The sequence below is a fragment of the Leptospira jelokensis genome, from assembly GCF_004769635.1.
GTDB classification, from domain to species: domain Bacteria; phylum Spirochaetota; class Leptospiria; order Leptospirales; family Leptospiraceae; genus Leptospira_A; species Leptospira_A jelokensis.
The window spans coordinates 367051-393961 of sequence record NZ_RQGH01000011.1 but is presented as its reverse complement, the minus strand read 5'-3'; the positions used below and the strand labels follow the sequence as shown (position 1 = coordinate 393961).

Genomic DNA, 26911 nt, shown 5'->3' with positions numbered 1-26911 from the left:
AAAGGAGAGCCTTTTTTCTTGTTTAACTTAGGAATTTCAGTTTGTCTAATGAGTAATATGGAAGAATCGGTACTACCTCACCATAGCCTCACTTATGGCACAAGTCGCTTAGCACCTGCAATCAGTTTGGTCGACAGAGCCAAAGAAATTGAATTGGCAGAAGAGTCAGTGAAACTCCATGTCCATGGAAAATTAGAAGTCATTGCCAAACAAATCCGTGCACTGAAGGATGAAGCTGAACTCATCTTACAACAAGCCGAAAAAGACATCGAACTCCACAAGGCAAAATGCCAATTCGAAAAAAAAGCAGGCCAAACGATTTATCTTTATGCAAAAGAAGGTGGAGAGTATTTTTCACTCCTTTCTCCAAAAGAATGGGGGGGCAATCCCCCTCATCCGTTCAAAGGGGCATATACGATGAATCCAGATCGGAGTTTTACAGAGATTCCATTTGAAACGAAGGAATCCAATTCCCATTGATTTCCGATTTAAAACTGAAATTAAAATTTCTGATTCGTTTGGTCTCTGCATTCACAAGTGGGGATTACTTTCACTATGGTTTAGTGAAAGATTCCCCTTCCAAAACCTTTTTTGAAAATAACACTTCTATCTCTCTTCCCATCTTACCTTCTCCTTTAAAAACAGGCAAACTGCAAAACTTAAAGATCGCAATTGCAAAAATCAATGAACAAGTGTTACTGCCTGGAAAGATTTTTTCTTTTTGGACAGAAATTGGAAATCCAACAATTAAAAAAGGTTATACAGAAGGGAGAGTGATCCGTAACGGTGAAGTGGCAAGTGAAATTGCAGGTGGGCTTTGCCAACTTTCGGGTATCATTTATTATCTTTCTTTGGAACTTGGATTAGAAATTTTAGAAAGATACCCGCATACTCGTGATTTGTATACCGAGGAAACTCGTTTTACACCTCTCGGAACCGATGCATCCGTCGTCTTCCCTTCAAAAGATTTACGAATCCGAAACAACTTATCCTTTCCCTTACAATTTTTCTTTGAGTTAACAGAAGATAAACTTACATTTCAGATTAGAAGTCCAAATCCTTTGTTAAGACAAAAATTACATTTCCAACAAGAGATAAAAAATGGATATTCGAAAGTATCCGTATACCTAAAATCGGATGTAGATGGTGAACTCAAACTCTGTTCTTCCGATGATTACAAAATTTAAAAAACCGATTACTGTATTTTTATTTTTTATTTTGATCGTTGGTTTACAGCTTAGCGTTCAAATGAACTCACGGTTTGCCTATGGAGCCGACGGGTATTATTATGCTGCACAGGTGAATTCCTATGTAACCAAAGGGAGATTTTTTAGTCCAGATGCTTCACCCATTTTATATGGACTCGTCCTTTTCTCTAAGTTTGGTTCTGATATTGTACTCACCAATAAAATCTTTGTTTCTCTCTTAGTAGGATTTTTGTTTGTTGTGGCAACACGTTTGTCATTCCTTCTCACCCATCAGTTTTCGATCTCCATCTGTTTTGGTGTTCTTTTCATTTCTTCCTCATTTATCCCTCACTTTAGTTTTAATTTTATCAAAAACTTAGGAGGTATCTTCTTTTTCATTTTGTTTCTCACAGAACTGAATCTCTCTTATCCTTCCGATACAAAAAAGAGATGGTTCCATTACGTAAGGATATTTGTATTCTTTGTCTTGGTATTTTTTAGTCATAAAATCACAGCAGGGATCGCCATTTGCTTTTTCATCCCATGGGTGGTGAAACATATTCAATGGAATCAATTTTTTAGTTGGGTGTTTCTCTTTGGAATTGTATTGATTCTCGTTGGTTTTAGCCTGTTATTTCCCAATACCTTACATTGGAATGATCTAAAAGCGGTCATCGCAGAAAATTTAGAATTCCAACTGCTATCTCCATTTTACCAATATGCGAAACTATATCCGGAATTTCTTTTCGAACAAATTGTATTTTTCCTTTCACCGTTACTGTATCTTTTCACTCGGAAAGATTTGGATTCCAAACAAAAATCATTTTATGACCAAATGTTGGTTTTTTATTTTTTGGTATCCCTTCCGATTTTTTCGTACACTGCATTTAGTTTCCCCTTTCGAATTTTCCTTTTGGTTTTTATCCCTGGGAGTTTTTTAATCCTTTCGTTTTTAACAAAATTCAAATCCCAATGGAAAATTGGTTTCCTCTGTTTGTTTTTATTTCCCTATCAAATGGTTACGATGGTACGTGGAAAAGAATTCAACCAACAAGACTACAAACTTTACTCCATTATCCTTCCCCTCTTCCAATTCCCCAAAAATTCTCTCATCATAGTCCACCAAGGTTTCGATTATTTTATTTGTTACAACAAAGCAGGGGATGCATTTCATTTTTTACCTGAGGAAAAACATAAAAATAGACCGATTTATCGAATTGTTTATGGAGTATCTGCGACTGAGTACAATTTGTACTTACCCAAAGAAACAAAAATCCAATACTTACCTGGTTTTTATTCTGTCTTAGAGGAAAAAACATGGCAGGAATTTTTACAAAACCTGCCAGAAGATTCGAGGGAACGAATCTTAAATTGGAAGAATCCAAATGCACACCGCACTCAGACGATGTTACGAAATGAAACCTTTAAGGAGAAGAGTAACTCGATTTAGTGTAGGCATACTTTGTTTTACATGCCTCATCTGATTCTTGTTTTTTATCCAATAACAAAAGTTTGTCATTACAAACGAAGAAAAACAAATCCTTTTTACCTTCTACTGGGAATGTGCTAAGAGAAATTAGGTGTTCATCTGATTCTGAATATCCAAAATACGCATTGTAATAAGCAGATCTTTCTTCATCGGTTTGAGGGTAGAGGATGTAAACAGACGGACGCACCAAACGAATCATTGTGTCTAAAACCAAATGATCAGAAAACACATCGTATTTGCCTTCTAATTTTTCCGTGATCCCTGTGTATGGATCATACGCGCGGAAAACAAAACTTTCGCCTTCAAAACTAAATGTATTACTACAGTCCAAACGTTCGGGTAGTGTACAATACACAAAATCACCTTGTAAAGCGGCAATCATTGCATCCCGAGATTCAACCTTGTTAACGGATAGATAACCACCAAACACCCATCCAGTGACAGTTGGCGATTGGATGCGGAACCAATAGGCAGAAATTCCATCAATTTCCGTTTCTTTTTCAGAGCGTTCTAATACCTTTACCTGATCTCCCAGTTTTACCTTTCCCACTTTTTCTCCATCGAGGGTTGGAGTTTTTCGCGCATTTAGCACCGTTGCAGAAATGTAAACAGTTTGCCCCACTTCGATGGTAGGTGTTTTTTTACAGCCCACAAAAATTAGGAAAACGAGGGATATTAGGAAAAAATGTTTCATGGAGGGAAGAATGTGAACTTTCAGAATTTTTGGCAAGACAAATTACAGAGAAACTTAAAGAAAAAACCACCTAATGCAAAATAGGTGGTGAATTTATTTTTTAGAATTTATTTCGTAAATAAAGAAGCGAGTGAGGAGAGTTGGGAGGTAATGTCTCCACCAGGTTCATTTCCGTCAGGTGAAAGTTTATCAATGACAATTGGCAATAAATTTCCCACAAGACCTGCCGCTTGGTTTGTATCAAGCCCCACCTTACTTGCGAGTTCCTTCACCGAATCATTTCCCAAAACCTTTAATACGTCATCAGCACCGATGTTTACATTTTCCCCAGTGCCCACCCAAGAGGAAGCGGCTTCTGCAAACCCTTTTTCCTTAAATTTTGCAACAATCCCAGAAACCCCACCATTTTCCTCGATGATCTTTTGGATCCCGGAAACCACTTGTGGATTGTTTTGGACTAGCTCGACTGCCTGAGCTGCGACGGCTTTTAAACTTTCAAAAAAACTCATGTCAGTTATTTTGCCTGGAGTGAAAGGAAAAGGAAAGATATTTTTTGCTTTTTTTTACTAAATTTTGTTTTTACAGGCAAATTATTCATTGCATTCCGAATCTCCAAACCAAAACATCAATTCATTGTTAGTTGTTAGAAACCATGATGAACCATTTCGTTGGAAACAATTTCACTCGTTTATTATCGATTTAGATGATGTTGTTTTATTTTTCCAATTGTTGGACCAATCCCCTCACCCACCCCCCTCTCGAATGTTTGATGGAGTTGGACAATTTCCTATGTCCCGAAGAGAACCTAATCAAACGATTTTCACCTGGCATCTATTTACTTTTTTTACAAGAACCAAGAGTGACCATTTCCAATTTAACTAATTACTCCATCGTTGAAACAGGTTTTGTGATAGGGACTGCTCCATCTGATGTCAGTTATGTAAATATTGGATTAGATTTTGATTTGCCATTCCAAGTACCTGTGATCGGTGGCCAGTGGCGTGCGCCCCTACCTGCGAAAGCTGTGACTAACAGTTTTTGGACTTATGGAAGTTTGCATACCATTTACGCACAAATCCCCTATGAAAAAACGGATTCCATCCTCGTACGAAAAGGTACAAATAAAGATACAGATGGAGATGGATATCCTGATCTAATTGTGTCTGCAAATAATTCAGCTGCTAACCAGGGTTATGGGTATGTCTACAAATCAAATCCAAACACAAAACAACTTGAAACAACACCTAGCACAAGCCTAACGGATGGAATCACCCAAACCTATTTTGGTTCCCGAATCACAGCTGGAGACTTTAATGGAGATGGATATGATGATTGGGTCTTCGCTTCACCTTGGAATGATGAGGTTTTTATTTTTTATAGCCAGGGTTCTCGTGCAATCCAATCACAAACTACGAATAACGCAGATGTTTCCTATAAACCAGGAGTCAATGACAATTTCGGATCCTTTGCTCAGGCAGGTGATGCCAATGGGGATGGGTATTTAGACCTTTTCGTGAGTGCGGCAACCTATTCCTCTAGTTTAGGCAGAATGTATATCTATCTTTCCAACCAAGGTTCCTTACCAACAACACCTCAACAGATGTTAGTTGCGCCACAAGAACCCTCACCAGATTGCGGGGCTGGTACTGGTTGTCAATTTGGGGCAAATTTTGTTTTGGATTATTTTAATTCCGATCGCTGTATCGACCTTGCTGTGGGTGGACCCACCTTCAATTCCAACCAGGGAATTGTATTTGTATACCATTCTAATTGTGATTCTAGTAATCCTTATTCTAATCCACCAGTCGCCACACTCATTGGACCCCCACCAGGAAGTTGTAATGGATCAACCAATTGTTTCTTCGGTGGAAGTCTAGCGTCTGGAGATACAAATGGTGACGGACGTCCCGATTTACTGATCGGTTCCACAGGTGCTAGTTCTGGAATCGGAGACGTTTATTTAGTGTTAAACGTAATGACCTGATTGTATGCCTCAAGACATGGGTATTAGAAATAATAAAGCAAAGGTAAAGATTAGAATTTCTAAACTTTTACCAAATTGACAGCAAAACTGGACTTGACTTATGCATAAAAAAAAATACAATTATGCATAAGATGAGAACTACGATAGATATACCAGAAGAATTAGTTTTAGAAGCGATGAAACTTACTCACATCAAAACAAAAACTGACGTAATTAAAGAAGGTTTATATACATTAATTAGAAAAGAAAAAATGAAAAATCTGAAAAATTTCAAAGGAACCATTGATCTCGATATAAATCTTAATCAATTAAGAAAAAGATGAATCAGGTTTTATTAGATTCTTCCATTTGGATCGAATATTTTAGAGATTCGAATGCCAAAGTTTCTTCAGAGGTTGATAAATTAATCGATATCGGAAATATTTTTACCAATCAATTAATTTTGACTGAAATAATCCCATATCTTAAAGTCAAAAAACAAAACCAATTAATTCAAATACTGGAATCAATTGAAAGTTTTGAAATGTCTATAGATTGGAAACAAATTATCGAATTTCAGATAACAAATCTTAAACACGGAATCAATAAAATAGGCATTCCGGATTTACTGATTCTTCAAAATGCAATTCAAAATCAATGCACTCTATTCTCTTTGGATAAACATTTCAAACTAATGAGCAAAGTTCATAAGCTTGATCTTTATCATTAGGTCATTACGAATAACAGCGACTTACCGCTACGCTTCGGCACAAGGCAAAACGAGTGTTTGGTTTAGGTTAACACCCGCTCTGCAAATGCAACCTTGCGTAAGCGGATGAATTGATCAAAAAAAATCAAAAAACCCAACTAACAGAGATTATTTTTTGGAATGTAACCCAATTTGATTCCCTTCAGGATCCATGAATAAAGCAAAGTATCCCATCTCAGGGCTAATTTCTGTTTTTTCCAAAACCACTTTGCCCCCATTTTTTGCCACCGAACTAAGAATTGGTTGCAAGTCCTCACCTGCATTGAAATAAACAAGCATTCCTTTGTTACTCGGAATGTAGCCTTCTCCCTTTGTCAAAACAATACTTACCGTTTTTCCATCCGATGGAAAAACGGTAAGTTCCGTGTCCCCCATGGTCATACGTTCGATTTTGGTTTGGAAGGTTTTTTCATAAAACGAAATGGTTGTTTCCACTTTTGTCATTGGAATCTCAACGATGGATAGGGTTGGGTTCACATTCATTTCTTTACTCCCTGGGTTAGATGGATTGTTTCCGTTCTCTGTCTCATTTTCCTTACAATGCATCTAAAAAAACAAAACCAAAAATACTCCTAAAAAGGAAACTTGTTTCCACAGTAATACACGATGCGTTCGATTCATAAAATAAAACTCCTAATCTACATACGATTCTATCCGATTTTTCCATCGGTGATTGTAAAAAATCGACAACTTACTTTTTTTGATAAAATAAAGATGATAGTTGGAAACGATTGTCATCTGAGAATTGTTTAGGACTGAGTCCTGTCTGACGACGGAAATCTTTTATAAAATGGGATTGGTCATAATAATTGGAATCATACGCGATTTGTGTAAGAGACTTTGGATCCTTTTCTAACATCAATTGCAAAGCGGTTTGCAGGCGGATCACCTTTCCCAAAGTTTTTGGGGACACACCCACTCGTTTTAAAAACTTACGTTCTAAATCACGGACTTTGGATTGGTCATTTTCCAAAAGAGAAAGGATAGACGTGGAACCATGATTCGCCGTTAAACTCGCCATCACTTTCTTCACCAAATAAACTCCTCAAATCGGTTTCCCGATCAGACAATTCTAACATAGATACAGTATGGATCATAGAAAAACCATACGGATAAAACCGTATAGCAAATGTATTGACATAGCCCAAAGGCTCAATGGTAAACGGCTTTGTAATTTGCCCAATGACCATTGCCTGTGGTTGCAAAACAAATTCGGTTTCATTTACATAACGTTTGATCCCATCACCGAACAAAAACGCCATCTCCATACAACCATCGGGGACAATGTGTTGTTTTTCCTGACTTTCTGATGATTCCACTTCTAATGTCCAATAACATTGGACCATTGCACTTAAATCTTTATGAGGCGGATAGGTTTGGTATTTCATAAGTTAGGCGAACCAAGGAAAATCAATTGATCTCCTCTTCCTTAAATGTCACAAATTTTTCTCTCATCTCGTATTCATAAAATAAGTGCTGATTTCGAGGTGTGGTGACAGTAAAACGATTGAGACCTTGTTTTTCTTTTGTTTTATCAAAACTTAAAAGAGTCCTTACACAATACAATTGGTCGAAACCATTGGTAATGAGAATTTTATCATTTGGATGCGCCAATCTTTCGTAAAAAGGAAATCTCTTCCGGAACACTTTCCCCTTTTTGGAATAGGAATAGGGATAAAGATACACTAAATTTTCGATTGGATCCTCTCCATTCAATTGGAAACGATAGTTTTTCATATCCTTCTCAATCGCAATCGGCTTTGTTTTGTCATAACAATATTCAAATAAAATATGTGATTGCGTATCACTACTTTCCTTCAAAAGAAACATCTCTTTGGGTTGGAAAACGGCATTGTTAGGATCATCCAAAACTTTCGGCAATTGTGTTTGGTCGATATAAAATGCAGTATGGGAATAGGCCCATGATCCATAGAAAGATGCCTCTTCCATTCGAAGGTCTGTTTGTTTGGTGAGCCTGGATTCAGATGTGATCCCTGGAGAAACGAGTGTCAAATAGTATGGCGAGGTACATGTCACAGCACTTAATCCCAAGAGCAAGGGAATGAATCGAAAAACAAAACCATTTGGTAACATTGGAAACTTCCTCACATCATCTCACAGGAATAAACGACTCCACTCCACTGTGTGTCACTGTTGTAGCGCCTGATAGATCGCATAACCAACTTTAGATCTACCACAGGTATCATTACCATGCTGATTGGCTGTGATACAATACGCATCTCCGAATCTTTCGACGACCTCGTTTTTCCTAAACCTTGTTTTCTCCTGAAGCTCTCGTATCAAACTGATTTTATAATCCGTACAACCTTTATTTGCATTGATCACTTCTTCAAATTGGAAGGTACAATCTCCTAAATCCAATTTTTTTTCGATTTGTTTGTTATTTTTTAAAAACCAAGTTCGAAATGCACCATTTAACTCACGTGAACGAAGAATGGGAACTTGACTCGACCTTTCTAAATCCTTGATTAGATTCATATAGGTTTCTGCTTCATATTGGTCTAGGCCATCACTTGGAATTCTTGTGCTATAGCTTTCAAACAGTTTGACAAACTTTTTAAAATTAGATTCTGCGACTTCTAATACTTCCTCCTGGCTAAGCAAAAAAGGAGGTTCCTCCGAAAGTTCTGAGGAAAGGATATACCCAGAAAGTTCATATTCAATTTTCACCCATTCCCCTTTCCCAGATGTTTGCTTTTGTTTGATTCCCGTGAAGGAGAGGACTAATGGAAAATCGCCTAATTCTAAAGTACCAACATCATCTGAATTTATATCCGGCTTTTCTTTCACAACGACATCCCTTTTGGATACATACATCCTTTTATAGAATTTCTCTTTCGTAGCCAAAGGAAAAATCAGGAAAACAAAAAGTAACATAATTTGGAAGTATCGCATAAATTCCTATAGGAATCACCTTACAAAAGAATGTCGAAACATTTTTATGACACAAGGTATCAATTTTTATTGTTCTAGAAATGGGGCGCCTCGAATTCGTTAGATGATTTAAATTCGATTGCATCACGACCGCGCTTTTCGCTCCAATCTTTCCTTGCGGAAAGGATTTCCGCTGCAATCGCTGGCGCTTGGGGGTGGGATCGTTCCATCGATTCCCCTTTTCTATTCCTTTGTTTTTTCTCCTTCGATCCTCTTCACAGAATTGAGTGTTAGTAAATATCCATTGAATGCATCCACTGCGTGAAACAAAAAATCATCGGAACGAATCGGATCATTTTTTCTTCTCTCAATTTCAACGTTCGCTTTTCCATTCGCTTTCACCCAAGCTTGAATTTCTTCTAGAGGAATTTGAGAATTCCTACTTTCTTCCATTTCCGCAAAACTTGAATGATTGCGATCAATTTCTTCTTTTCTTATAAAAAGATTACTTCCGCCAAAATCAGAGGTGATTTGGATGTCTGGTAGGATTCCTATTTCATGAAAGGAGATTTCAGAAGGAAAATAGTAGAGTGAATCAAGTATCTCCATTCCATAACTTTGATTATTTGAAAAGTCAAATGTTGAAACCAAAGCGGCATTTCCAGAAGTTCTTTTCCCCATAACAATGGCTCTTTTGTGGTATTGTAAACTCCCTGCAATAACTTCGCCACCGGAAGATGTATTACGATCCACTAAAATGGCGAGCGGCAATTCGATCGGTTCATTCCCTTTCGCAAATCTGTCGGCTACCTCACCTCTTTCATTTTTGACACGGAACAATAAAGCATCCTTGATAAATAAGTCCAAAGTATCAGCAATTGATTCAATTGTTCCACCACGGAGAGAACGGAAATCTAAGATGATTCCTTTTAGTTTTCGATTTTGATCCTTCGTTTGTTTGAGAAGCCTGTCATACTCTAAATGGATTTCTTTTGCAACGGAGATGTTTTTATCTTCCCATCTAAAAACTCGTATGACAGCAACTTCTGGATCAAAAGGGAATAATTCACCTTTTACTATCCCATATGCCAGAAATTCTCGTTTTACCGATATCGAAAGGATTCTATTAATACTTTCCCTCTTTATCTCAAATTTCACAATGGACCCAGGTTTTCCTTTCTGAAGTTGTATCACTTCCTCGAAGTCCAAATCTCGTACATCACGATCGTTAATCTTTAAGATGATATCATTCCTATAAATTCCTGATTTATGCGCAGGACTATCTTCAAGAGGGCTCTCCACTCTTACTTCCCTATTTGCACCTAGCCTAAGGATCATACCGACACCTGCTATTCGATTTTGATTGGGTTCAATTTGAAACTTGTGCCTGCTCTTTTTATAAACCTTAGAGTATCCATCTAATGAAAGCATAAATCCCATCGCTGCTGTATAATGCAGATCAGACATCGTTATTTCTTTATTTTGCCGAATGATATACAAATCTAAATTTTCTTCAAGGAAAGACAAGACACGCTTATAATCTTCCAAATTAAAATTCATATTCCAAAGAGAAGCCATCACTTCCCTTCTTAACTTCGAATACCAATTCCTAGTTTCCGTAAAATCTTCCTGATCGTTAATTTCCTGAAATTTTCTTTCAAAAAAAACGATGACGAACGGATCATTTGGCAAAAGTTTCTTTACTTTTTTAATATTCAAAAATTCTTTCTGATGGCTTTCAAAATATGTCTCAGGCATTAGAAACAGTTCATTGTTTAAAAATTGACATGCGAAGAAAGCAGAATGAACATAACCGTTCGATTCTTTCAATGTCTTGCGATACAAATGGAATTGTTTTACATCATTTACCAATTCCAAGTAATCGGAAAATGAAAAGATATCTTCCTCAATCTTCAAAGATATTCTTTCGGAATTCATGGGGATATAAAACAATAATAGTAACATCACGATCCATAGAGGTTGCCGCATCATATAGCAAATATTTTGCTAAATTCCGAGACCGTCGATCAAATACTTACACGGCACGAATGAATTTAAAGTTTAACCTACGCTAAGCAGCAAATGGGCCAATTTTATTGTTACTGATTGGAACTCCAAAGATTCTTTCCATGTATATAAAGGGATTTTGTTCCATCACCATCTAGGATTCGTTTAGGCTTTCGGTTGCAATAGAATCTTTCCTTTGATTTATTTCGTGTGTTTTCCCGTTTGTCTAAAGGGCTCGTTTGAGCATTAATGATAGTTCAAACCAAGTCTCACTTAATTTCCATCAAAGATTAATTCCCCTTCACTCCATTCTTCTGCTTCCATTCTTCTGCACGTTCTCGAATTAATGTGACGTCTGGTTCCCCAGGGGCGCGTAAATAGGCGCCATGCAAATAACCTTCCCCACCGTCTTCAAGCCTAACCTTTACATAGTTGGCTGTGCCTAAACCTTTAATCCATTCTTGTTGAAAGGTATCTTCTAGTAGTTCTACCTTAGAATCATTAGGAAGAAATTTCAGAACTATACCTTTTGAATGTGATTCTCGTCTCAAATTTGCATTATTTCTTGTAACATAATAGATACCTTTTTCTCGGAAGGGATAGAAAGCCGTACACTCATTCTCACAATTTGTTTTGTGTTTTATTACTTTTAAAATGGAATTTTGGGGACCAACTAAAATGGATTCTCCACAATATTGTTTAGAGATAATTTCAGCAGTCGTTTCTCTAGTTCTATCCACAAGACAACTGATTGTTAACCCACCCGAGACATCGTATTCATAAGTTAAGCCTTTTCTTACAGTTATGCCAGAAAATTCATAATGTCCCTCCACATTAGAGTATGGTGAATTTGTAGTAAGCATTACCAATTTTTCATTCCTAAAATAGGCAGCTAATTTGACACTTGACCCTGTTTGCGAATATGCTTTGTTTACAAAAAAAATAGCAAAGTTGACATTTTCATTTGGAAAATTTAAGTATTTTTGTGTTACGTAGACAAAAGTATTCTGATCTTCACTTCCACCACCAGTATATTCGGATTTGATAAAGTTTTTCTCTAATTCGGAAGGCAAGGAATAATTAAACTTAGCCAAAGCCTTTTTCCAATAAGATAAAAGTTCTGACTTGGGGATTTCATCTGCAGCGATCTCAAACTTCAGAATCATAAATACAAAAAATAAGAATAAATTTTTCTTAATGTACATCTGGCGACCCTACTTGCGCAACTTGCAAATGCTGTCTATGATTCCACATATGTTTTACCTTGTCATCATTTAATGTAAAGGGTGCATTATGCTTTAGAGTCATTTCTACCTTAAAATTTTGACATTGTTTGAAACAAATTCAAGCGAATGATTACCAAAATCAACCAACTTTTTCCAAAGCGCAATTTAAGGAGTCACAAAAGAGTTGGATCAAAGATCAACTAGGAAGTGAAAATTTCTTTTTGAAAAAAACTAAAATTACAAATTCGAATATCCAAAGAGATCCGCAAAAATCTACTGAAGTTAAATGACCAATTGATGAAACAAAAAATCTTATATTTGCTCGAGGGGTATTTATTTTCCTATTGGTAATGATGGTTTTTACTTGGTTTGAAAAAATTGTTAGTGATGATATCAAATTGATCCATTCAACAGGAAATTTTGCGCAAGTATATTGAATCGATAACTTATTGATCGAAGTTTGGCCAAATAACTCGATTACCATCTTTGATTACAAAACATATATGAGTAATTTTTATAAAATATTTTTAGAAAATTGCATGAAAAATGATTGCATACTCATGAATTACCATTAGATTTTAAATATGGCAAATCTACAGGTCAGAGACATAGATAACAGACTTTATGAATCTTTAAAAAGAAGGGCTGAATTAGAACATCGTTCAATAAGTCAAGAAGTTGTCATGATTATCGAAAATCATCTAAAAAGAGATAACCTGGAAAGCGAAATACAAACTCAAGAGTTTCTCAAACTTACAAACTCTTGGCATGACAACAAAGATGCAAAAGAAATAATTTCAGACATTAGATCTTCAAGATCAAGAAACAATCGATCTAGGATAACAGATGAGTTATTTGATTGATACAGATATTATTATCTACAGCCTAAAAGGTAATGAAAAAGTTAAAACCAATCTTATCGAAAAGAAAAATATTTCGAAGGCTATTTCTGTAATTACTTATGGTGAACTTATATTTGGTGCAAAGAAATCAAAAAGAAGAGAGAAGAATCTGGCTACTGTATATAGAATTGGGAACTATTTCCGGTCATTGAATTGACGAAAGGAATTATTGAAACCTTCGGAGAAATCAAGGCCACTTTACAGAAAAAAGGAAATACCATTGACGATTTCGATCTCCTAATCGGTTCAACAGCTTTGTTTTTGAATTATACCTTAGTTACAAATAATGAGAAACATTTCTCAATGATTCCTGATTTAAGAATCGAGAACTGGAGTAAATAATCCAGTTTTCTAGATAAAAACACTACGCATAACTTTATTTCAACATATCATGAAAAGGAGAATCGTATTCAAAGACATCGACATGGACTTTACGACCATTTTTTTTTGAAATACAAGTCTTCAATTTTTTTCATGTCGCTTGCGGTACGGCCTTTAATTTTTCGAAAGCTATATACCTCAATGTCTTTCAGATCTAATAGACAATTGTATGCTCAAGCAGAGAGAATCAAATTACGCAGATCTAAATTCTCTATTTTGAGGCCACTTTGCATTAAACTGCAAAAGGCATCGTCAGAAAATTTCTGCGAAGGTCCTTCGAAACTTAAATCTTTTATATATTGAAATTTTGAGATACACTTCAAATCTGGATCAGCAAAGTTTGTATCAGTTAAATGCAAATACTCTTGTGTATTCTTTTTTGAACTTAACCTACAAAGAATACCATCTTTCCAGGAGACATATCCAATGACTCTACCTCGGGACTTGCCTCTTTCGCTGCAAACACTTCGTGTGTTTGCTACGCTTCGAGGCACGGCGACGCTCGACGTTTGCCTTCCTGGCATGCTTTTCTGGAATGATTGTGGCCGATGTTTGGGAAAGCGTGTTGGTTGGGTTTTAGTTCCACTTCAATTTTGGATTGGAAGAGGATTTGTTGTTAATCTATGTTTGGTTGTATTTGGAATCGATTGATAACAGTAACAGTTCTTGCTTCGGGACTTGACCTCTCCGCTGCAAACACTTCGTGTGTTTGCTACGCTTCGAGGCACGGTTCCCTTCGTCGCATGCCATCCGGGCATGCTTGTCTGAAATGATTGCTCCCTATGGGTCGCAACCATTCCAGCTCAGGGAACTGTTCAAGCCCCTCCGGGTTTGGTGGTCAATTTGAATGTTTGGAATGAGTCAGGAATTTTTGTTTTGCGGGCGGAGGGACTTGAACCCCCACGCCTCACGGCGCCAGAACCTAAATCTGGTGCGTCTGCCAATTTCGCCACGCCCGCATTGTGGTTGTATAAGCAGGTTTTTGTACTAGGGAATTCTGTCTAGTGAGATTTTATGATTCACTTGCCTTTGTTTTGGAATTTTATATGAATGTCAGATACCAATAGGATAAGTCCGATGAACATACTGGAATTCATGCAAAACATCTCGACTCAAGTGTATCTGAGGGGAGATGTGATTTTTAAAGAAGGTGACCCTCATGATGGAAGTATGTATTGCATCATGAGTGGGATGTTTGCCGTCACCAAACGGATGCCAGATGGTTCCCAAGAAGTGATCAAGGGTCTTGGGCCTGGAGAATTTTTTGGGGAACTTTCCCTCATCACAAGAAGGCCTCGTGCCATGACCATAAGTGTTGTTTCTGCCAATGCACGTGTCGGAATTTTAAGGCATGACCAATTTGAAAAGTTAGCAAAGATCAATACTCATTTTTTATTCCAACTCACCAAAAGTACGGTAGAAAAACTCCATAGGGCGGAAGCAAGGCTTGCCGAACTCGACAAAATGATTGAAGAAATCCAAAAGGAAGAGGCGAAATGAACATAGAACACCTCAAAAAATACATCACTGAAGTTCGCATTGATCATTTTGCCCAAGGCACCAAGGTATTCTCGGAAGGGGAAGACTGTAACGGAAAAATGTATTTTGTATTCTCTGGAAATTTACAAGTCTTCAAACGAAAGGCCACAGGCGAAGACCAGTACATAAGGGACATCAAACCTGGTGAATTTTTTGGGGAGATGGCACTTGTTTTTCCTTCCCCACGCGCGGCGACAGTTGTAGCCAGTTCAGAAGATACAAAAGTTGGCATCATCACCAAAGATATTTTTTTAGGATTGGGAAACGAAAGCCCTGGTTTCTTATCAGTCATCTTACATAGCATCATAAACCGCCTAACAGCTGTAGAAGATCAAATCTCCGAGAAACAAAAACTATTGCATATTCTAATCAATGAGATCCATGAAAAAAATGATGGAACGTCCAACACAGAATCTGTCACAAAGAGTGAGGACAACACACAGGATTCTGAACCAGAAGAGGTTGCATCCAAGGAGGACTAAAGAACTAAGTTCTCCTGTTTCAAAAAGCAGACACCAAAAATAAGTTGACTAAAGGCCAAAAAAGCAGTTTGATTTTCGGGTGACTTTTCGGTTCTTCAACTACCCTATCCCAGTGATCCTTGTAACACTTGGTTTTTTAGCCGTACCATTTGTTGTCTTTTTTGCCATAGCCTCTCTCTATGATTTGGATTTCAACCACGTTGAAATGATCCTCACTCGGATCCAACCATGGCAGTATGTTTTTTCTTTTTTAAGTGCCATCATTGCTTATGGCCTTATCACCAAAAAGAAGTTTGGTTATTACCTATTTTTATGTTTCACGTTTCTCATCCTTACCTACAACATTTGGATGGTATTGTCCGTATCCCTTGGTAAAAAGTTTTTCCTCGCTGGGATTCGGATCAAAACAACGGACATTGTTTGGAATATGGCAATCACAACGGTATTACTTGGGATCGCCTTTTATTTTTTAAGAAGAGAGATCGCTGCTCCCTATTTGAGTCCTACCCGACGTGGTTGGCGTTCTAAGTACCGGGAAACCCACCCCATCCCCTTCCACTGGACCAATGCCGATGGGGAACGAGAAGGAGATGGCCTCACCATCAATATTTCAAAAAACGGAGTTTTACTCCCTCTCACCAAACACCATTTTTTAAAACCAGGTGACCCGATTAATTTACTCCTAAAATTAGAAAAAGAAAATAGGGAACCGGCAGCCATCTCGGTCCAAGGGAAGGTCGTTCGCATTGACATGGAACCAGATGGAACAGAAATTGCTGGTGTCCAATTAGCATTCCTCCTTGCCCAAAAAGAAGAAAAACAAATTTACGAATCCTTTTTGCACCGTGTGTTTGCTCCAAGGTATCCCGTATCCAATCCAGTTCAATTTTTGAAGTCGGACAACAAATCAAATCAAGGAACACTCCTCAATGTTTCTTTGGAAGGACTTTATATAGAATCGGATACAGTGCTCACTTCCGGTGAGTACTGCCGCGTGAAAATCCAAACTCGGTCTGGTGAAATCTCCGTTGCAGGTGTCGTTAGGTGGTCAAACCCACAAGGCAAATATGGAAAACCGATTGGCTTCGGAATCCAAATTGATACCATCGAAAACAAAAACCTATTCCGTGTTTGGATTTGGAAACAAAGGTTTAAATTATTCCACGGAAGGTAATTCAGGAATTCAGTCGGTGGTGTAAACGGAATCAGCAAGGACTAAGTCCCCTGGACTTGTCACTTTGATATTTTGGAAATCGGTTTCCACTACCCCCACCCGGCGTTCTCCCATCCATGTGCAGAGGTCAGTGGGATGGAGTAAAAAACTTTCTGGTAGAGGGTCGAGCAACAGTTCGTTTAACATAAAACCAGCCACTGATTGTGGGGTTTTCACTGCATACACTTCTTCTCTCCGCAAAGGTTCTTTTGTATAATTTTGGTGTTGTTTCACCCGCACAAGGCTTTCTGTCACAGGCGAAACTATGGTTGCGGCTCCAAAAATTTTTGTTTGTTCCACAAGTTGGTAGAGTTCGTTTTGTTTGAAATTGGGACGTGCCACATCATGGATGAAAAAAATATCTTTATCATCATAGGAAACCGATCCAATTCCCTTTAATGTGGAAAGATGGCGTGTCTCCCCACCTTCCACAATGCGATCGTTAGGTTCTAGTAAATCAGCTAATTCCTTTTCTGTTTCCAAAATCCAATCGGGATGAGAAACAACAACAATGGATTTTAAAAGCCCAAACCTTTGGAATCGTTTGACGGAATGCCGGAGGAGAGACTCACCCCGCAAATGTAAAAACTGTTTCGGAACCTGATGACCCATCCTACTCCCCGTTCCACCGGCAAGTAGGATTGCGTATAAATTGTTCATTCCACAACTAGGATTTCGTTACGGAAGATTTCCATCACAGGTTCTTTTTTACGGATGAGTTTTGCACTTCCATCCTTACGGAGTAATACTTCTGCCGTTTCTGGAAAACTATTGTAATTTTTCGTAGACATACTGGAACAATACGCTCCCACAGCTTCCATGACAACGTGGTCTCCAATCTCAGCTTCTCCCATAAGCCTTGTGATCGGTTCTCCCCCTTCTTTTTGTGTGAAGACATCCCCTGACTCACAACAATGACCAACAACCACATACTCTTTGTTCGCTGAAGCTGTGCCGGCATCTTTTTTCACTGTTACGAGGGGGTGGCGTGCACCATAAAGGGATGGCCTGGTATTGGAATCCATACCAGTATCTAATTTCAAAAATTGGAATCCATTTTTACCTGTGTCTACTTTGTCATCCACAGTGGTGATGAGAGCCCCACACAAAGCAATGAGGTAGGTGCCTGGTTCAATTTCCAATATGAGTTTCCTTCCATGTTTTTCAGCAAATTCTTCAAACTGGACTTTAACAGGTGCACCAATCGTTTGTAAGTTGGTCGATTTTTCATCTTCCATACGACCCACTTTGTACCCACCACCAAGGCTCACGACTGTCACCGTTGGAAAACTTTCTGCATATTCAAGTGTGTACTTTGCAACAGCCTTCCAAACTTCCGGGTCACTGCCCGATCCAATATGGGTGTGGACTTTTTCCACAATGAGGTTGTATTTCTTTACAATTGCCTTCACTTCCTCTAACTTTTCATGCCAAATCCCAAAAGAAGATGTCACACCACCTACGTCGGTTTTTTTCGTATGGCCTGACCCAAGGCCTGGGTTAAACCGAATGGATACTGATTTTCCAGGGAATGATTGTCCAAAGAGTTCCAATTGCCTGAGAGAACAGGCATTGAACTTCACACCCTTTCCAATGAGTTCTACAAATGCCTTTGGAAACTCTTGAGAAGTGAGCATAATGGATTCGGGAGAAAATCCAAAATGTAAGGCCCGAACCACTTCGTGTTCCGACGAAGCATCGATGAGGATGCCCTTTCTTTTCATGATTTGTAAGATATTGGAATTGGGATTTGCTTTCATGGCATAACGGACTTGTAACCCAAATGCATTGGGAAATGCCAAAGTCTCGTCACATTTTTGTTCAATTTCTTTCTCAGAATAGACAAAGAGAGGGGTTCCGAATTCTTTTGCCAAAGTTCGCACTTGGTCTTCTTTCAAAAACTTTAGTTTTTCGATTGATGTCATAGGATTTAAGATAAACCTTTCAATAGGTTCCAATCCATAAAGTCAAAAAAGTAGAAAATGGCAGGAAAGATTACACATATTGAAGCACTCTCCCAAGTGAAAAAACACTTGGAACACGGCAATGCCACCCAAAGGAAAATTGCTAACTTACTTTCAAGGCCTGATGTTGCCTCCTATGCCAACTTAGGCGCTGTTGCTCCTGATATCTTTTATTTTTACCATGTACTGCAACCCAAACGAACCAAAAAGGCTGCCTTTTTTGGAGACCTTGCCCACCACCATAAAGTGGCGGAACTCATCTTAAGTTTCCTTGACCAAGTGTATGACACAGAGATGGGGCTCTACCGTGATCGATTCCTTGCCTTCACACTTGGCTATATCTGCCACTGCGTTGTGGACATCCAAACCCATCCTTATATCTTTTATATCTCTGGTGACTACTACAACGACGACAAAAAGATTTCTTACCAAGCCCAAGTGAACCATATGAAAGTGGAGTTTGGACTCGATACCCTCCTCATCAACCACCGTTGGGGGATGAGTGCCAGGGAATACGACTTCCCACAATACATCGACATTCGGCATAGAACCGTTGGCATCAAAAACAAAATGGACCCAGTGCTTTGGAACTTTTGGTTGCAGTCACTTAAGGAAACCTTTCCCAAAGAATTCCATTCCAATTACATTGGTTCAGAGAAAAAAATCATCCCTGGGGACATCTTAAATGAATCCTATCTTGGGTTTTACCGCTTCACTTCCACTTTGGATTCGAGGAGTGCCTTGATGCGTGGACTCGTGAGTGTGGTGGACACACTCACCTTCCACCGTTACAATGCCAGTGTGCTCATGTTACCAACACTGGAAGCCATCAATCCCAAAATCATGAACGATGAAAAAAGGGAATGGTTTTACCCAGCAGACCCAAATCGTAAGTTCAACGACTCTTTCATCGAACTCCTAAACCAAGCAAGCCAGGCATCAAAAGAAATTTTAACGAGAGCCTATGAATATAGTTTTTCACCAGAAAGCAGGTCCAAGATTCTGGATTCACTTGGTGGGTATAATTTGGACACGGGTCTACGTTACCACGGCATCGACCACATGAAGGAATTTTCCCCACTTGTTTAGTGGGAATTTACAAAAGGGAAATGTATGAAACAAGAACCCGTTGGGCTCTTTGAAAAGTATTTTATCATTTGGTTTCGTATTGTCACAGAAAGAATCTGGACAGGAGATAAAAAATTCCGAAACACTACGATCGCCATACTCTTGTTTGGGATTTTGAATGTTTTTTTACTCACTGGCTCTGTAAAAGATTTTTTCCGATTAGGAGAAGCAGCGGTTTATGATATTCCATCCACCTTATATGGATTAAACGACAAAGGGGAATACGAACCCATTGCCGAATATTATAAATTTTCACGTATCCCTGTAAAATTAGAACAATTAAAACCAGAAGAAACCAATTATTCCACAGACAACCGTCACAAAGTCATCCAATGTTTTTTATCCACTGAGGATAATTCGTTTTATTCACATAATGGAATTGATCTGAAGGGGATTGCACGAGCTTTTGTGGTAAACCTAATGGCAGGGCGTGTGAAAGAAGGTGCCTCCACCATCACACAACAGGTAGCAAGGTTAAAGTTTTTATCCATCGAACGTTCCATTGCACGAAAAGCAAGAGAGGCATGGCTTGCCATTTTACTCGAACTTGAGTATCCCAAAGACAAAATCCTGGAAGTGTATTTAAACGAAATCCCACTCGGGCACGGAACGATTGGTGTGGGTGCCGCCTCTCGGTTTTACTTCCGTAAAGAAGTCCAAGATGTTTCTTGGGGCGAAGCGGCAATCCTTGCAAGTCTCACCACAAGGCCCACTCAATTTAGCCCCATTGTGAACCCAGTGTCCAGCATGAACAAGGTGCGAGTTGTCTTCCGTAAACTTGTGGAAAATGGAAGGATGACGGTCGCTGATGCAGAAAAGGAATATGCGGCGTTAGAAGAATATTATACCAACCTAAATCGATCTCCTAATGATTCTGCTTTTTCCGATAGGCTGAACCGATTCCCCTATGTCACAGAATACATCCGTAAAAATCTAATCCGCTCCATCGGTTCCAGTCGTTTGTACAATGGTGGACTTAAAATTTATTCCACCATCCAAATCCGCCACCAAGAAGAAGCAGAAAAAGCACTCCTTCCCGCCTTACAAAGGCAAACGATCGAGTCAAACCAACGTGCGTTTCGTAACATTGATGCCTTTGATGATTTGTATGGAAGTGGGTATTCCCTCATTGCCGATTTGTACGACCTACCAGAATTTAAATTTAAAATTTCTAAAATCGAACGAACCTTTTCTTCCGCATACCAAGAAGACATCCGAGATGAGTTTTATGCATTAAACTTACTTACGGGTGACGACTTTCTCGGTGACACACTCGATAAAAATTATTCTACACAAAACACAAAAGACCACCTCCTGCCAGTGGAAGGTTCACTCATTGCAATTCGCCCAGAAACAGGTTACATCACGGCCCTTGTCGGAGGATCGGGGTTTCGATCGGACAACCAACAGATCCGTCCCTTCCAAGCCTTCCGCCAACCTGGTTCTGCTTTCAAACCCATTTTGTATGCAGCGGCCATGGACCATTCTGGGAAAAATCCAGACCCCGAAAAAAACGTAACCCCTGCCACTCTCTTTGCCGACTCTCCCCTCCAATACCTTATGGAAGATGGAGATGAGTGGGCACCAGAAAACTATAGTAGCGAATACTCTGGTTTTATTTTGTTACGAAAGGCTCTCGAACAATCCAAAAACTCAGTGGCGGTGCGAGTCCTCGAACAAGTGGGCCTTTCCAATTTGATGGAAAGCCTTCGAGGGCTTTTGCAATTGCAAGGAAGGGACATCCCGTATAATTTTAGTGTGTCGCTTGGTTCCTTTGAACTCACACCTTACGAACTGACCCGAGCCTATGCGGCCCTCGCTTCTGGGGGAAAAACGGTGAACCCGATCTCCGTTCTCTATGTGGAAGACAATTCGGGAAAGGTCATCAAAGACTTTCGTAAAGATTACGAAGGTGTAGAGAGAAAACAAATCATCTCAAAAGAGGCAGCCTTTCTCATCACTTCCATGATGAAAGACGTGGTGGAAGAAGGGACAGGACGTGGTGTCCTCTCGTATGGCCTAAACCGAAAGGCCTATGGCAAAACAGGGACTACCAATAATTTCCGTGATGCTTGGTTTGTGGGTTACACCCCTGAACTTGTCACCTCGGTTTGGTTTGGTTATGATGTCGGAACCATTTCTCTTGGCCGAGGCATGACAGGTGGGAAACTCTCTGCTCCTGTTTGGGGTCGATTTATGGCCCGAGCCCTAGAAAAAGAACCCGCCAAAGAATTCCCATGGCTTGCCGATGTCAAAATCACCAAACGAACCGTATGCCGTATGTCAGGCAAACTCCCGAGCGGCCAATGCCATGACCTTTTGGAGGAATACTTCATCCCACAAACGGTTCCCAAAGATGTCTGTAACGACCATGGTTCGGCTTGGAATGTGGTAGAATCAAAACCACAAAGCCCAGTCAGCCCAAAACCCGTCGAAACGAAAAAACAAGACACAAAAGCCGAGAAAAAACCGACTGAATCCAAACCTCCGAAACGAAAAAAATCGGTCTTTAGCGGAGATGAGGAAATTGACTACTAAAAAGGCTTGTCAGATAGACCGAAAATTTTGATTCTCACAGAAGGGGAAAAGGAGCAGGAATGGCAATAGGTAAGGATTCCATCAACAGCGTTATCGGACCAGGGTCGATATTTGAAGGTAAATTTTATATCGCAGGTTCACTCAGAATCGATGGAAAATTCGAAGGTGATATCAAAACAGAAGACGCACTCGTCATTGGAGAAACCGGTAAGGTCAAAACCAATATCAGTGCCAGAGAAGTCATTGTCTCCGGAACCCTCATTGGTAATATCAAAGCCGAAAACGAAGTAAAATTAGAAGGAACTGGGCGTATGTTAGGTGACATCACTGCTCCTTATTTAGAACTTCAAAAAGGTGTCGTAGCAAAAGGAAACATCACAATCACTGGCGGTCAGAAAAAAGACGTTCGCAAAATTGTAGAAGAATCCTTCGGCGGAATCAAATCTTTAGATTCAAAGGACTAACCTAAATTCCATTTAACACATGCTACTTCGTTCACCTGAAAAGTCTACGATCGGCAAGCATGTGTTACGTTGGGGAAACATAAACGTCATCCAAGTTTCCCCAGGTAAGTATTTTTATAACCTCCAGTCACAATCAAGTGTCCTACACGGCACAATCGATCTCAATCGCAAACGGTATCGGATTTTACCACTACTCACCTTTTCGTTTCTCATTGCTTTTTTACTTTCTATCATCGTCGACAAACAAACCTACGAAGAAAGTTTGATGGAAAAAGAATTCCTCAGTATGTCAACTGAGGTAGAAGAAAACGACACGAAGGACAAAGAAGCAAAACTTGCTGATGCCAAATACTTACAAGAAACCGAAGATAAAAAAATGGCAATCCTTAGGTCAGCAGAACTCGACAAACTCGCTGACAACAAAAACAAAAAACTAAAAGTCACCCAATACAAAGTGAAAAAAAATGAAACCTTATCCGACATTGCCCGTCGGTTCAAAGTTTCTGTTGAATCCATTGCCGGTAGCTCCGGGATCAACCCCGAAGTCTCTTTAATTTCTGGCCAAATTCTGAACATTCCCAACAAACAAGGGTTAATGTACAAATTAAAAAAAGGGGAAACCCTCGCAAAAGTCGCTGATTATTATAAAGTCAAAATCGATGACATCTATGCCGAAAACCAATTAGAAGATTATGATTTGTTTAAATCTGGCCAAAAGGTTTTCCTACCGGGTGCTGTAATCCCAGAAACAGGGCCTGTTTGGAGGATCCCTGTCGCATCCAAGGTCATCACCTCTGGTTGGGGGACTCGTTCTTATCCCCAATACAAATTCCATATGGCACTTGACCTAAGGGCCAATTACGAATCCGTATATGCAGCAAGGAAAGGAAAGGTCACTTTCTCTGGTTGGATGGGTGGGTATGGGAATGCGATCATTTTATCACACGATGACAATTACCAAACGTTGTATGCTCACAATTCAAAGCTCTATGTCAAAGAAGGGGATTATGTGAGTGCCGGAAAGGTCATCTCTCGGTCTGGATGCACTGGTTATTGTTTTGGCCCCCACTTACATTTCGAAGTCATTAAAGATGGTAAAAACATCAATCCCACAAAACTCATCAAAGGATTTTCATACAAATGAAGTACAAACCATCAGCAACCAATACCGTTTCAAAATATTTTTTCTTTGTTCCGATTTTCTTTTTTGTTTTTTTAACCACAGCCTGTGCTCCCAAAATTGGAGACCAAATCAACAAACGCATTGCTGATCCTTTTGATGAAACCAAAAACCTAAACGTACATTTTGTCACAACAAGAAGGGAAATGGGTGCAAAAGACCGCTGCGATGGGAATAGTTTTGGATTTATAACAGATATCAACCCTCATTATGGAATTTGTATCGTAAATGTTCCCGCAAAACACATCATTGGTGATATCTCATTCGATAATTCCCAAGACAAACATTCCTTTTTCCAATTCAAAGGCCGAGTGAATGCAGATGGAAAAGAATTTTTATCCAAAATCAAATCATCTGGAAGCGAAGAAGTATTGGTATTTGTCCACGGGTTCAATGTCAATTTTGATGAAGCGGTTTTACGGGCAGGGCAAATCAAATACGATCTCAAATTCCCTGGCGAAGTGGTTGTGTATTCTTGGCCTGCTGGGGCTGATGCGGGAGTCCTTAGCCAAGTGATGGTGAAGTCTACCTATGATTTGAATTTCACTGAAGCAAAAATCAACCGTGAACCCTTTGCAAACTTTTTAACGGAAATCACATCCACTGGCAAAAAAATCCAACTTGTTGTGCACAGTATGGGTCACCAAGTCGTGTTGCCTTCCATCGCTTCTCTTGTAAAATCGGGAAAATCAAATTTCATTTCGGAACTCATTTTAAATGCACCTGACTTTGATAAAAATGAATTTGAACTTTTACTGAGTGACCTCAAAAAATCATCAGAACGGATCACCTTATATTGTTCACCAGGTGACAATGCCCTCATCGCTTCGCAAAAAGTAAACGGGGCACCACGGGCAGGAATGTGTTTTAAGTATTCGGGAGTGGACGTGATCAATGTGAACGAAGTGGATGACCCAGTCCTTGGAGTTGGTGGACTTGGGCATGGCTATTACTCTTCTAGACCCATCCTCACAGACATCTACCAAGTGTTACTCGGTGTATCCGTTGACAAACGCCTTTTCATCCGTAAGTCTGGGCCAAAAAATGGAGAAAACTTTGTCTTACGTAAGTAAGACAAAACATATGGATCTTACGGTACAACCATCTCCTCACCCGTAAGGATCGATCGGTTGTTTTTTGGAATGGATGGGAGGTCTTCCCCCTCATCCGAACTTTCGCCTTTTTCCTTCTTTAGGATGTTCAGTTTCATCTTAACCTTTTTTCCCAAGGAAAGTTGTTCTTTCGTGAGTTGGACCAAACGGTCGCCACCAGATATTTTTGGATGAACCGGAGTTGGCAAAACCGAAAAAACCAGATGCCTAACATGGGTCACACCAGGTTTGGATCTGGGGGGCGCCAGTGGTTCCATAGGAATCCATCCATACCCTTCTACCCATACTTCCACATATTTATGGTTAAAACTCATTTCACTTGAAGCCTCTGTTGGGAGATAGTTCCAAACAAGACGTGCAGGGATCCCAACTCCGCGTAACAAAGACATGGTGACGTAGGAATGTTCTGTGCACCCTCCATTGTTTTTTTCTATGACTTTTGGAGCCGCTTCAAATTTACCCGATTTGTAAGGAATGGAAGAGACATACTTAGCTGTTTCCAATAATAACTCTTTTACAGATGATTTTCCTTGGAATAACTCTTCTCGTTTCCCAACGACAATCGGATCCTCTAATTTCAGAAACCAATCGTCACGGAGTTCATTAGGAAATTTGGATTCCGATTCTTCTCGTTTCACGGAAATATCACTCTCAAGTTTCCAATGGATTTTGTATCGGGTGAGTTTGCCAGAATACACTGGAATGCTCTTTGTTTCTCCTTCTTTTAAACTGGGAATGGTGACAGTTAAAGTTCGATTCCCTGTTTCATCCAAACTCAAAACACTAGGCGAATAAAAAGTTTCTTCTCGTAACTCTTGCGCATAGGTATCTTTTTTCGGAAGGATGACATGATAATTGGTTTCTGGCAAATCACTTGTGGCAGTTAGCTCCAATTGGAAATGGATTGTGCTTTCGATCGGTGAAAAACGAATGGCTTTCCCATCAGAACGTTTGGAGAGGCCACTGGTTGGAAATAATTGACCATCAAACAAAATCCATTCCCCATAAATTTTCGTAATGGGATCAAATACCAAAAATCGATCCGGGGTTAGTTGGGTCATTTTGAAAAGAGCTCTGTGGTTTGTCGGGAATTTCCATTCCTTTGTTGTTTGTTTGTCTAGTAATGAAAACGATTTGATGGTATTGCCAGAAAAAGAGGAGATGAGTAGGATTTCATTCTCAAAACCCTTTACAATCCTTTGCACCGATTTCATAGGCAGTGGAATCTTTGGTTTTTCTTCCAAAGTTTCTAAGTCAAATACCTCCAATTCGTCTTTGTCCAATCGAAACAAATCCCCATCGGAACAAACGATGTCTTTCCAGTTGGATGATTGTGATCTGAGATCCCAATCCTTTTTGATTTCCCATGTATTTGGATTCACACCATATAACTTTAATTTGGTTTGAACCAAAAACATTCCTTTACACTCTGTCCAACCAAGGACTTTTCCTTTGTTCCAAGGGATCGTCTGGAATTTGGCAGTATTCAAATTGTATTGATAAATCGATAATTGTTTGTCTTTATTTTTGGTTTGGAAAAACAAATGGATTTGAAAGTATAAAAACGATTCAAAGAGTTCTACCGTTTCTGACCCAGGAAAGGAAAACTCAAAGGGAATCGAGAGATTGGAAGGTACAGGAACCCAATCGGAAACAAACTCCCCTTTTTCTTTGGCCGAAAGAGATCCTCCCATCACCATTAGGAAGAAACCCAAAATCCATTGTTTCATTCGATAATCCTTGCCTTTTTCAAAACCCTAGGTAAGATTTTTTTAGTA

Annotated in this window: 29 protein-coding genes, 1 tRNA gene and 1 pseudogene; 17 read left to right on the top strand and 14 right to left on the bottom strand. The window is 39.3% G+C overall.

All coding sequences use genetic code 11. From position 1 onward, the window contains the following. Positions 1–57 precede the first annotated feature (57 nt). From EHQ62_RS06295 to EHQ62_RS06285, 3 genes are read left to right on the top strand one after another with little or no spacing between them, the layout of a single operon-like run. Positions 58–480, top strand: a complete 423-nt coding sequence (locus tag EHQ62_RS06295) for a DUF2452 domain-containing protein (protein ID WP_135641450.1) — start codon at positions 58–60, stop codon at positions 478–480. Further along, positions 477–1187, top strand: coding sequence for a VanW family protein (locus tag EHQ62_RS06290; protein ID WP_135641335.1), 711 nt, complete (start codon positions 477–479; stop codon positions 1185–1187). The genes EHQ62_RS06295 and EHQ62_RS06290 overlap by 4 nt, the downstream gene beginning before the upstream one ends. Next, positions 1144–2637: a hypothetical protein gene (locus EHQ62_RS06285; RefSeq protein WP_135641334.1), complete on the top strand. Its 1494-nt coding sequence runs from the start codon at positions 1144–1146 to the stop codon at positions 2635–2637. The genes EHQ62_RS06290 and EHQ62_RS06285 overlap by 44 nt, the downstream gene beginning before the upstream one ends. Here the strand turns inward: EHQ62_RS06285 and EHQ62_RS06280 are convergent. Both EHQ62_RS06280 and EHQ62_RS06275 read right to left on the bottom strand, forming a co-directional pair. Then, on the bottom strand, positions 2612–3370 hold the full coding sequence (locus EHQ62_RS06280) for an SH3 domain-containing protein (protein WP_135641333.1): 759 nt from the start codon (positions 3368–3370) through the stop codon (positions 2612–2614). The genes EHQ62_RS06285 and EHQ62_RS06280 overlap by 26 nt on opposite strands. Positions 3371–3477: 107 nt before the next feature. Then, positions 3478–3879 carry a YidB family protein gene (locus EHQ62_RS06275; protein ID WP_135641332.1) on the bottom strand — a complete coding sequence of 134 codons (402 nt, stop codon included), beginning with the start codon at positions 3877–3879 and terminating at the stop codon, positions 3478–3480. Positions 3880–4139: 260 nt separating this feature from the next. On the opposite strand from EHQ62_RS06275, the gene EHQ62_RS06270 reads away from it, so the two are divergent. The 3 genes from EHQ62_RS06270 (at position 4140) to EHQ62_RS06260 (ending at position 6063) form a co-directional block, all read left to right on the top strand. Next, entirely contained in the window at positions 4140–5354 is a 1215-nt protein-coding gene (locus tag EHQ62_RS06270; RefSeq protein WP_135641331.1) for an FG-GAP-like repeat-containing protein, read from the top strand. A 122-nt stretch (positions 5355–5476) separates the two neighbouring features. After that, positions 5477–5677: a type II toxin-antitoxin system VapB family antitoxin gene (locus tag EHQ62_RS06265; RefSeq protein ID WP_208720630.1), complete on the top strand. Its 201-nt coding sequence runs from the start codon at positions 5477–5479 to the stop codon at positions 5675–5677. Then, entirely contained in the window at positions 5674–6063 is a 390-nt protein-coding gene (locus EHQ62_RS06260) for a PIN domain-containing protein (protein ID WP_135641329.1), read from the top strand. Before EHQ62_RS06265 ends, EHQ62_RS06260 begins: the two co-directional genes overlap by 4 nt. Before the next feature lie 147 nt (positions 6064–6210). Here the strand turns inward: EHQ62_RS06260 and EHQ62_RS06255 are convergent, their stop codons facing one another. From EHQ62_RS06255 to EHQ62_RS06230, 8 genes are all read right to left on the bottom strand, one after another. Further along, positions 6211–6585 carry a VOC family protein gene (locus EHQ62_RS06255; protein WP_244241656.1) on the bottom strand — a complete coding sequence of 125 codons (375 nt, stop codon included), beginning with the start codon at positions 6583–6585 and terminating at the stop codon, positions 6211–6213. 208 nt (positions 6586–6793) lie between these two features. Further along, a complete protein-coding gene (locus EHQ62_RS18685; protein WP_244241655.1) occupies positions 6794–7123 on the bottom strand; it encodes a helix-turn-helix domain-containing protein in 330 nt (109 codons plus the stop codon). Continuing rightward, on the bottom strand, positions 7065–7490 hold the full coding sequence (locus EHQ62_RS18680; protein WP_244241654.1) for a DUF6597 domain-containing transcriptional factor: 426 nt from the start codon (positions 7488–7490) through the stop codon (positions 7065–7067). Before EHQ62_RS18680 ends, EHQ62_RS18685 begins: the two co-directional genes overlap by 59 nt. A gap of 22 nt (positions 7491–7512) precedes the next feature. Beyond that, entirely contained in the window at positions 7513–8196 is a 684-nt protein-coding gene (locus EHQ62_RS06245; protein ID WP_244241653.1) for a hypothetical protein, read from the bottom strand. Between the two features lie 54 nt (positions 8197–8250). Next, the gene (locus tag EHQ62_RS06240) at positions 8251–8913 is read right to left on the bottom strand and encodes an SH3 domain-containing protein (RefSeq protein ID WP_244241652.1); all 663 of its coding nucleotides are present in this window, start codon (positions 8911–8913) and stop codon (positions 8251–8253) included. A 179-nt stretch (positions 8914–9092) separates the two neighbouring features. Further along, positions 9093–9227, bottom strand: coding sequence for a hypothetical protein (locus EHQ62_RS18780; RefSeq protein WP_279638322.1), 135 nt, complete (start codon positions 9225–9227; stop codon positions 9093–9095). 13 nt (positions 9228–9240) lie between these two features. Next, positions 9241–10914, bottom strand: coding sequence for a S41 family peptidase (locus tag EHQ62_RS06235; RefSeq protein ID WP_167482845.1), 1674 nt, complete (start codon positions 10912–10914; stop codon positions 9241–9243). Positions 10915–11294: 380 nt separating this feature from the next. Next, positions 11295–12209, bottom strand: coding sequence for an SH3 domain-containing protein (locus EHQ62_RS06230; RefSeq protein WP_135641326.1), 915 nt, complete (start codon positions 12207–12209; stop codon positions 11295–11297). Positions 12210–12337: 128 nt separating this feature from the next. Here EHQ62_RS06230 and EHQ62_RS06225 point away from each other — a divergent pair, with 128 nt between their 5' ends. The 3 genes and pseudogenes from EHQ62_RS06225 to EHQ62_RS06215 all read left to right on the top strand — a co-directional run bounded on the left by EHQ62_RS06225 (position 12338) and on the right by EHQ62_RS06215 (position 13474). Next, positions 12338–12520, top strand: a complete 183-nt coding sequence (locus EHQ62_RS06225; RefSeq protein ID WP_135641325.1) for a hypothetical protein — start codon at positions 12338–12340, stop codon at positions 12518–12520. A gap of 294 nt (positions 12521–12814) precedes the next feature. Continuing rightward, positions 12815–13093, top strand: coding sequence for a FitA-like ribbon-helix-helix domain-containing protein (locus EHQ62_RS06220; RefSeq protein ID WP_135641324.1), 279 nt, complete (start codon positions 12815–12817; stop codon positions 13091–13093). After that, positions 13077–13474: pseudogene (locus EHQ62_RS06215) on the top strand (PIN domain-containing protein). The gene EHQ62_RS06220 and the pseudogene EHQ62_RS06215 overlap by 17 nt, the downstream one beginning before the upstream one ends. Positions 13475–14390: 916 nt before the next feature. On the opposite strand, the gene EHQ62_RS06210 reads toward EHQ62_RS06215, so the two are convergent. Further along, positions 14391–14472: transfer RNA gene (locus EHQ62_RS06210), tRNA-Leu, on the bottom strand. A 118-nt stretch (positions 14473–14590) separates the two neighbouring features. On the opposite strand from EHQ62_RS06210, the gene EHQ62_RS06205 reads away from it, so the two are divergent. From EHQ62_RS06205 to EHQ62_RS06195, 3 genes are all read left to right on the top strand, one after another. Then, on the top strand, positions 14591–15013 hold the full coding sequence (locus EHQ62_RS06205) for a cyclic nucleotide-binding domain-containing protein (RefSeq protein WP_135641323.1): 423 nt from the start codon (positions 14591–14593) through the stop codon (positions 15011–15013). Continuing rightward, entirely contained in the window at positions 15010–15534 is a 525-nt protein-coding gene (locus tag EHQ62_RS06200; protein ID WP_135641322.1) for a Crp/Fnr family transcriptional regulator, read from the top strand. Before EHQ62_RS06205 ends, EHQ62_RS06200 begins: the two co-directional genes overlap by 4 nt. Before the next feature lie 79 nt (positions 15535–15613). Beyond that, positions 15614–16708, top strand: a complete 1095-nt coding sequence (locus EHQ62_RS06195) for a PilZ domain-containing protein (RefSeq protein ID WP_135641321.1) — start codon at positions 15614–15616, stop codon at positions 16706–16708. A 9-nt stretch (positions 16709–16717) separates the two neighbouring features. Here the strand turns inward: EHQ62_RS06195 and EHQ62_RS06190 are convergent, their stop codons facing one another. Then, positions 16718–17407, bottom strand: coding sequence for an IspD/TarI family cytidylyltransferase (locus tag EHQ62_RS06190; protein ID WP_135641320.1), 690 nt, complete (start codon positions 17405–17407; stop codon positions 16718–16720). Further along, the gene (locus EHQ62_RS06185) at positions 17404–18672 is read right to left on the bottom strand and encodes a diaminopimelate decarboxylase (protein WP_135641319.1); all 1269 of its coding nucleotides are present in this window, start codon (positions 18670–18672) and stop codon (positions 17404–17406) included. Before EHQ62_RS06185 ends, EHQ62_RS06190 begins: the two co-directional genes overlap by 4 nt. Before the next feature lie 57 nt (positions 18673–18729). On the opposite strand from EHQ62_RS06185, the gene EHQ62_RS06180 reads away from it, so the two are divergent. From EHQ62_RS06180 to EHQ62_RS06160, 5 genes are read left to right on the top strand one after another with little or no spacing between them, the layout of a single operon-like run. Further along, positions 18730–19800: a zinc dependent phospholipase C family protein gene (locus EHQ62_RS06180; RefSeq protein ID WP_135641318.1), complete on the top strand. Its 1071-nt coding sequence runs from the start codon at positions 18730–18732 to the stop codon at positions 19798–19800. A gap of 24 nt (positions 19801–19824) precedes the next feature. Next, positions 19825–22377 carry a penicillin-binding protein 1A gene (locus EHQ62_RS06175; protein ID WP_135641317.1) on the top strand — a complete coding sequence of 851 codons (2553 nt, stop codon included), beginning with the start codon at positions 19825–19827 and terminating at the stop codon, positions 22375–22377. A gap of 59 nt (positions 22378–22436) precedes the next feature. Further along, positions 22437–22841 (top strand): bactofilin family protein, encoded by a 405-nt coding sequence (locus EHQ62_RS06170; protein ID WP_012388418.1) that lies wholly within the window; start codon positions 22437–22439, stop codon positions 22839–22841. A gap of 19 nt (positions 22842–22860) precedes the next feature. Then, positions 22861–23985 (top strand): M23 family metallopeptidase, encoded by a 1125-nt coding sequence (locus EHQ62_RS06165; protein WP_167482844.1) that lies wholly within the window; start codon positions 22861–22863, stop codon positions 23983–23985. Then, entirely contained in the window at positions 23982–25094 is a 1113-nt protein-coding gene (locus EHQ62_RS06160; RefSeq protein WP_244241650.1) for an alpha/beta hydrolase, read from the top strand. Before EHQ62_RS06165 ends, EHQ62_RS06160 begins: the two co-directional genes overlap by 4 nt. 17 nt (positions 25095–25111) lie before the next feature. Here EHQ62_RS06160 and EHQ62_RS06155 read toward each other — a convergent pair whose 3' ends face one another. Next, positions 25112–26863: a transglutaminase-like domain-containing protein gene (locus EHQ62_RS06155; RefSeq protein WP_135641316.1), complete on the bottom strand. Its 1752-nt coding sequence runs from the start codon at positions 26861–26863 to the stop codon at positions 25112–25114. Positions 26864–26911 lie beyond the last annotated feature (48 nt).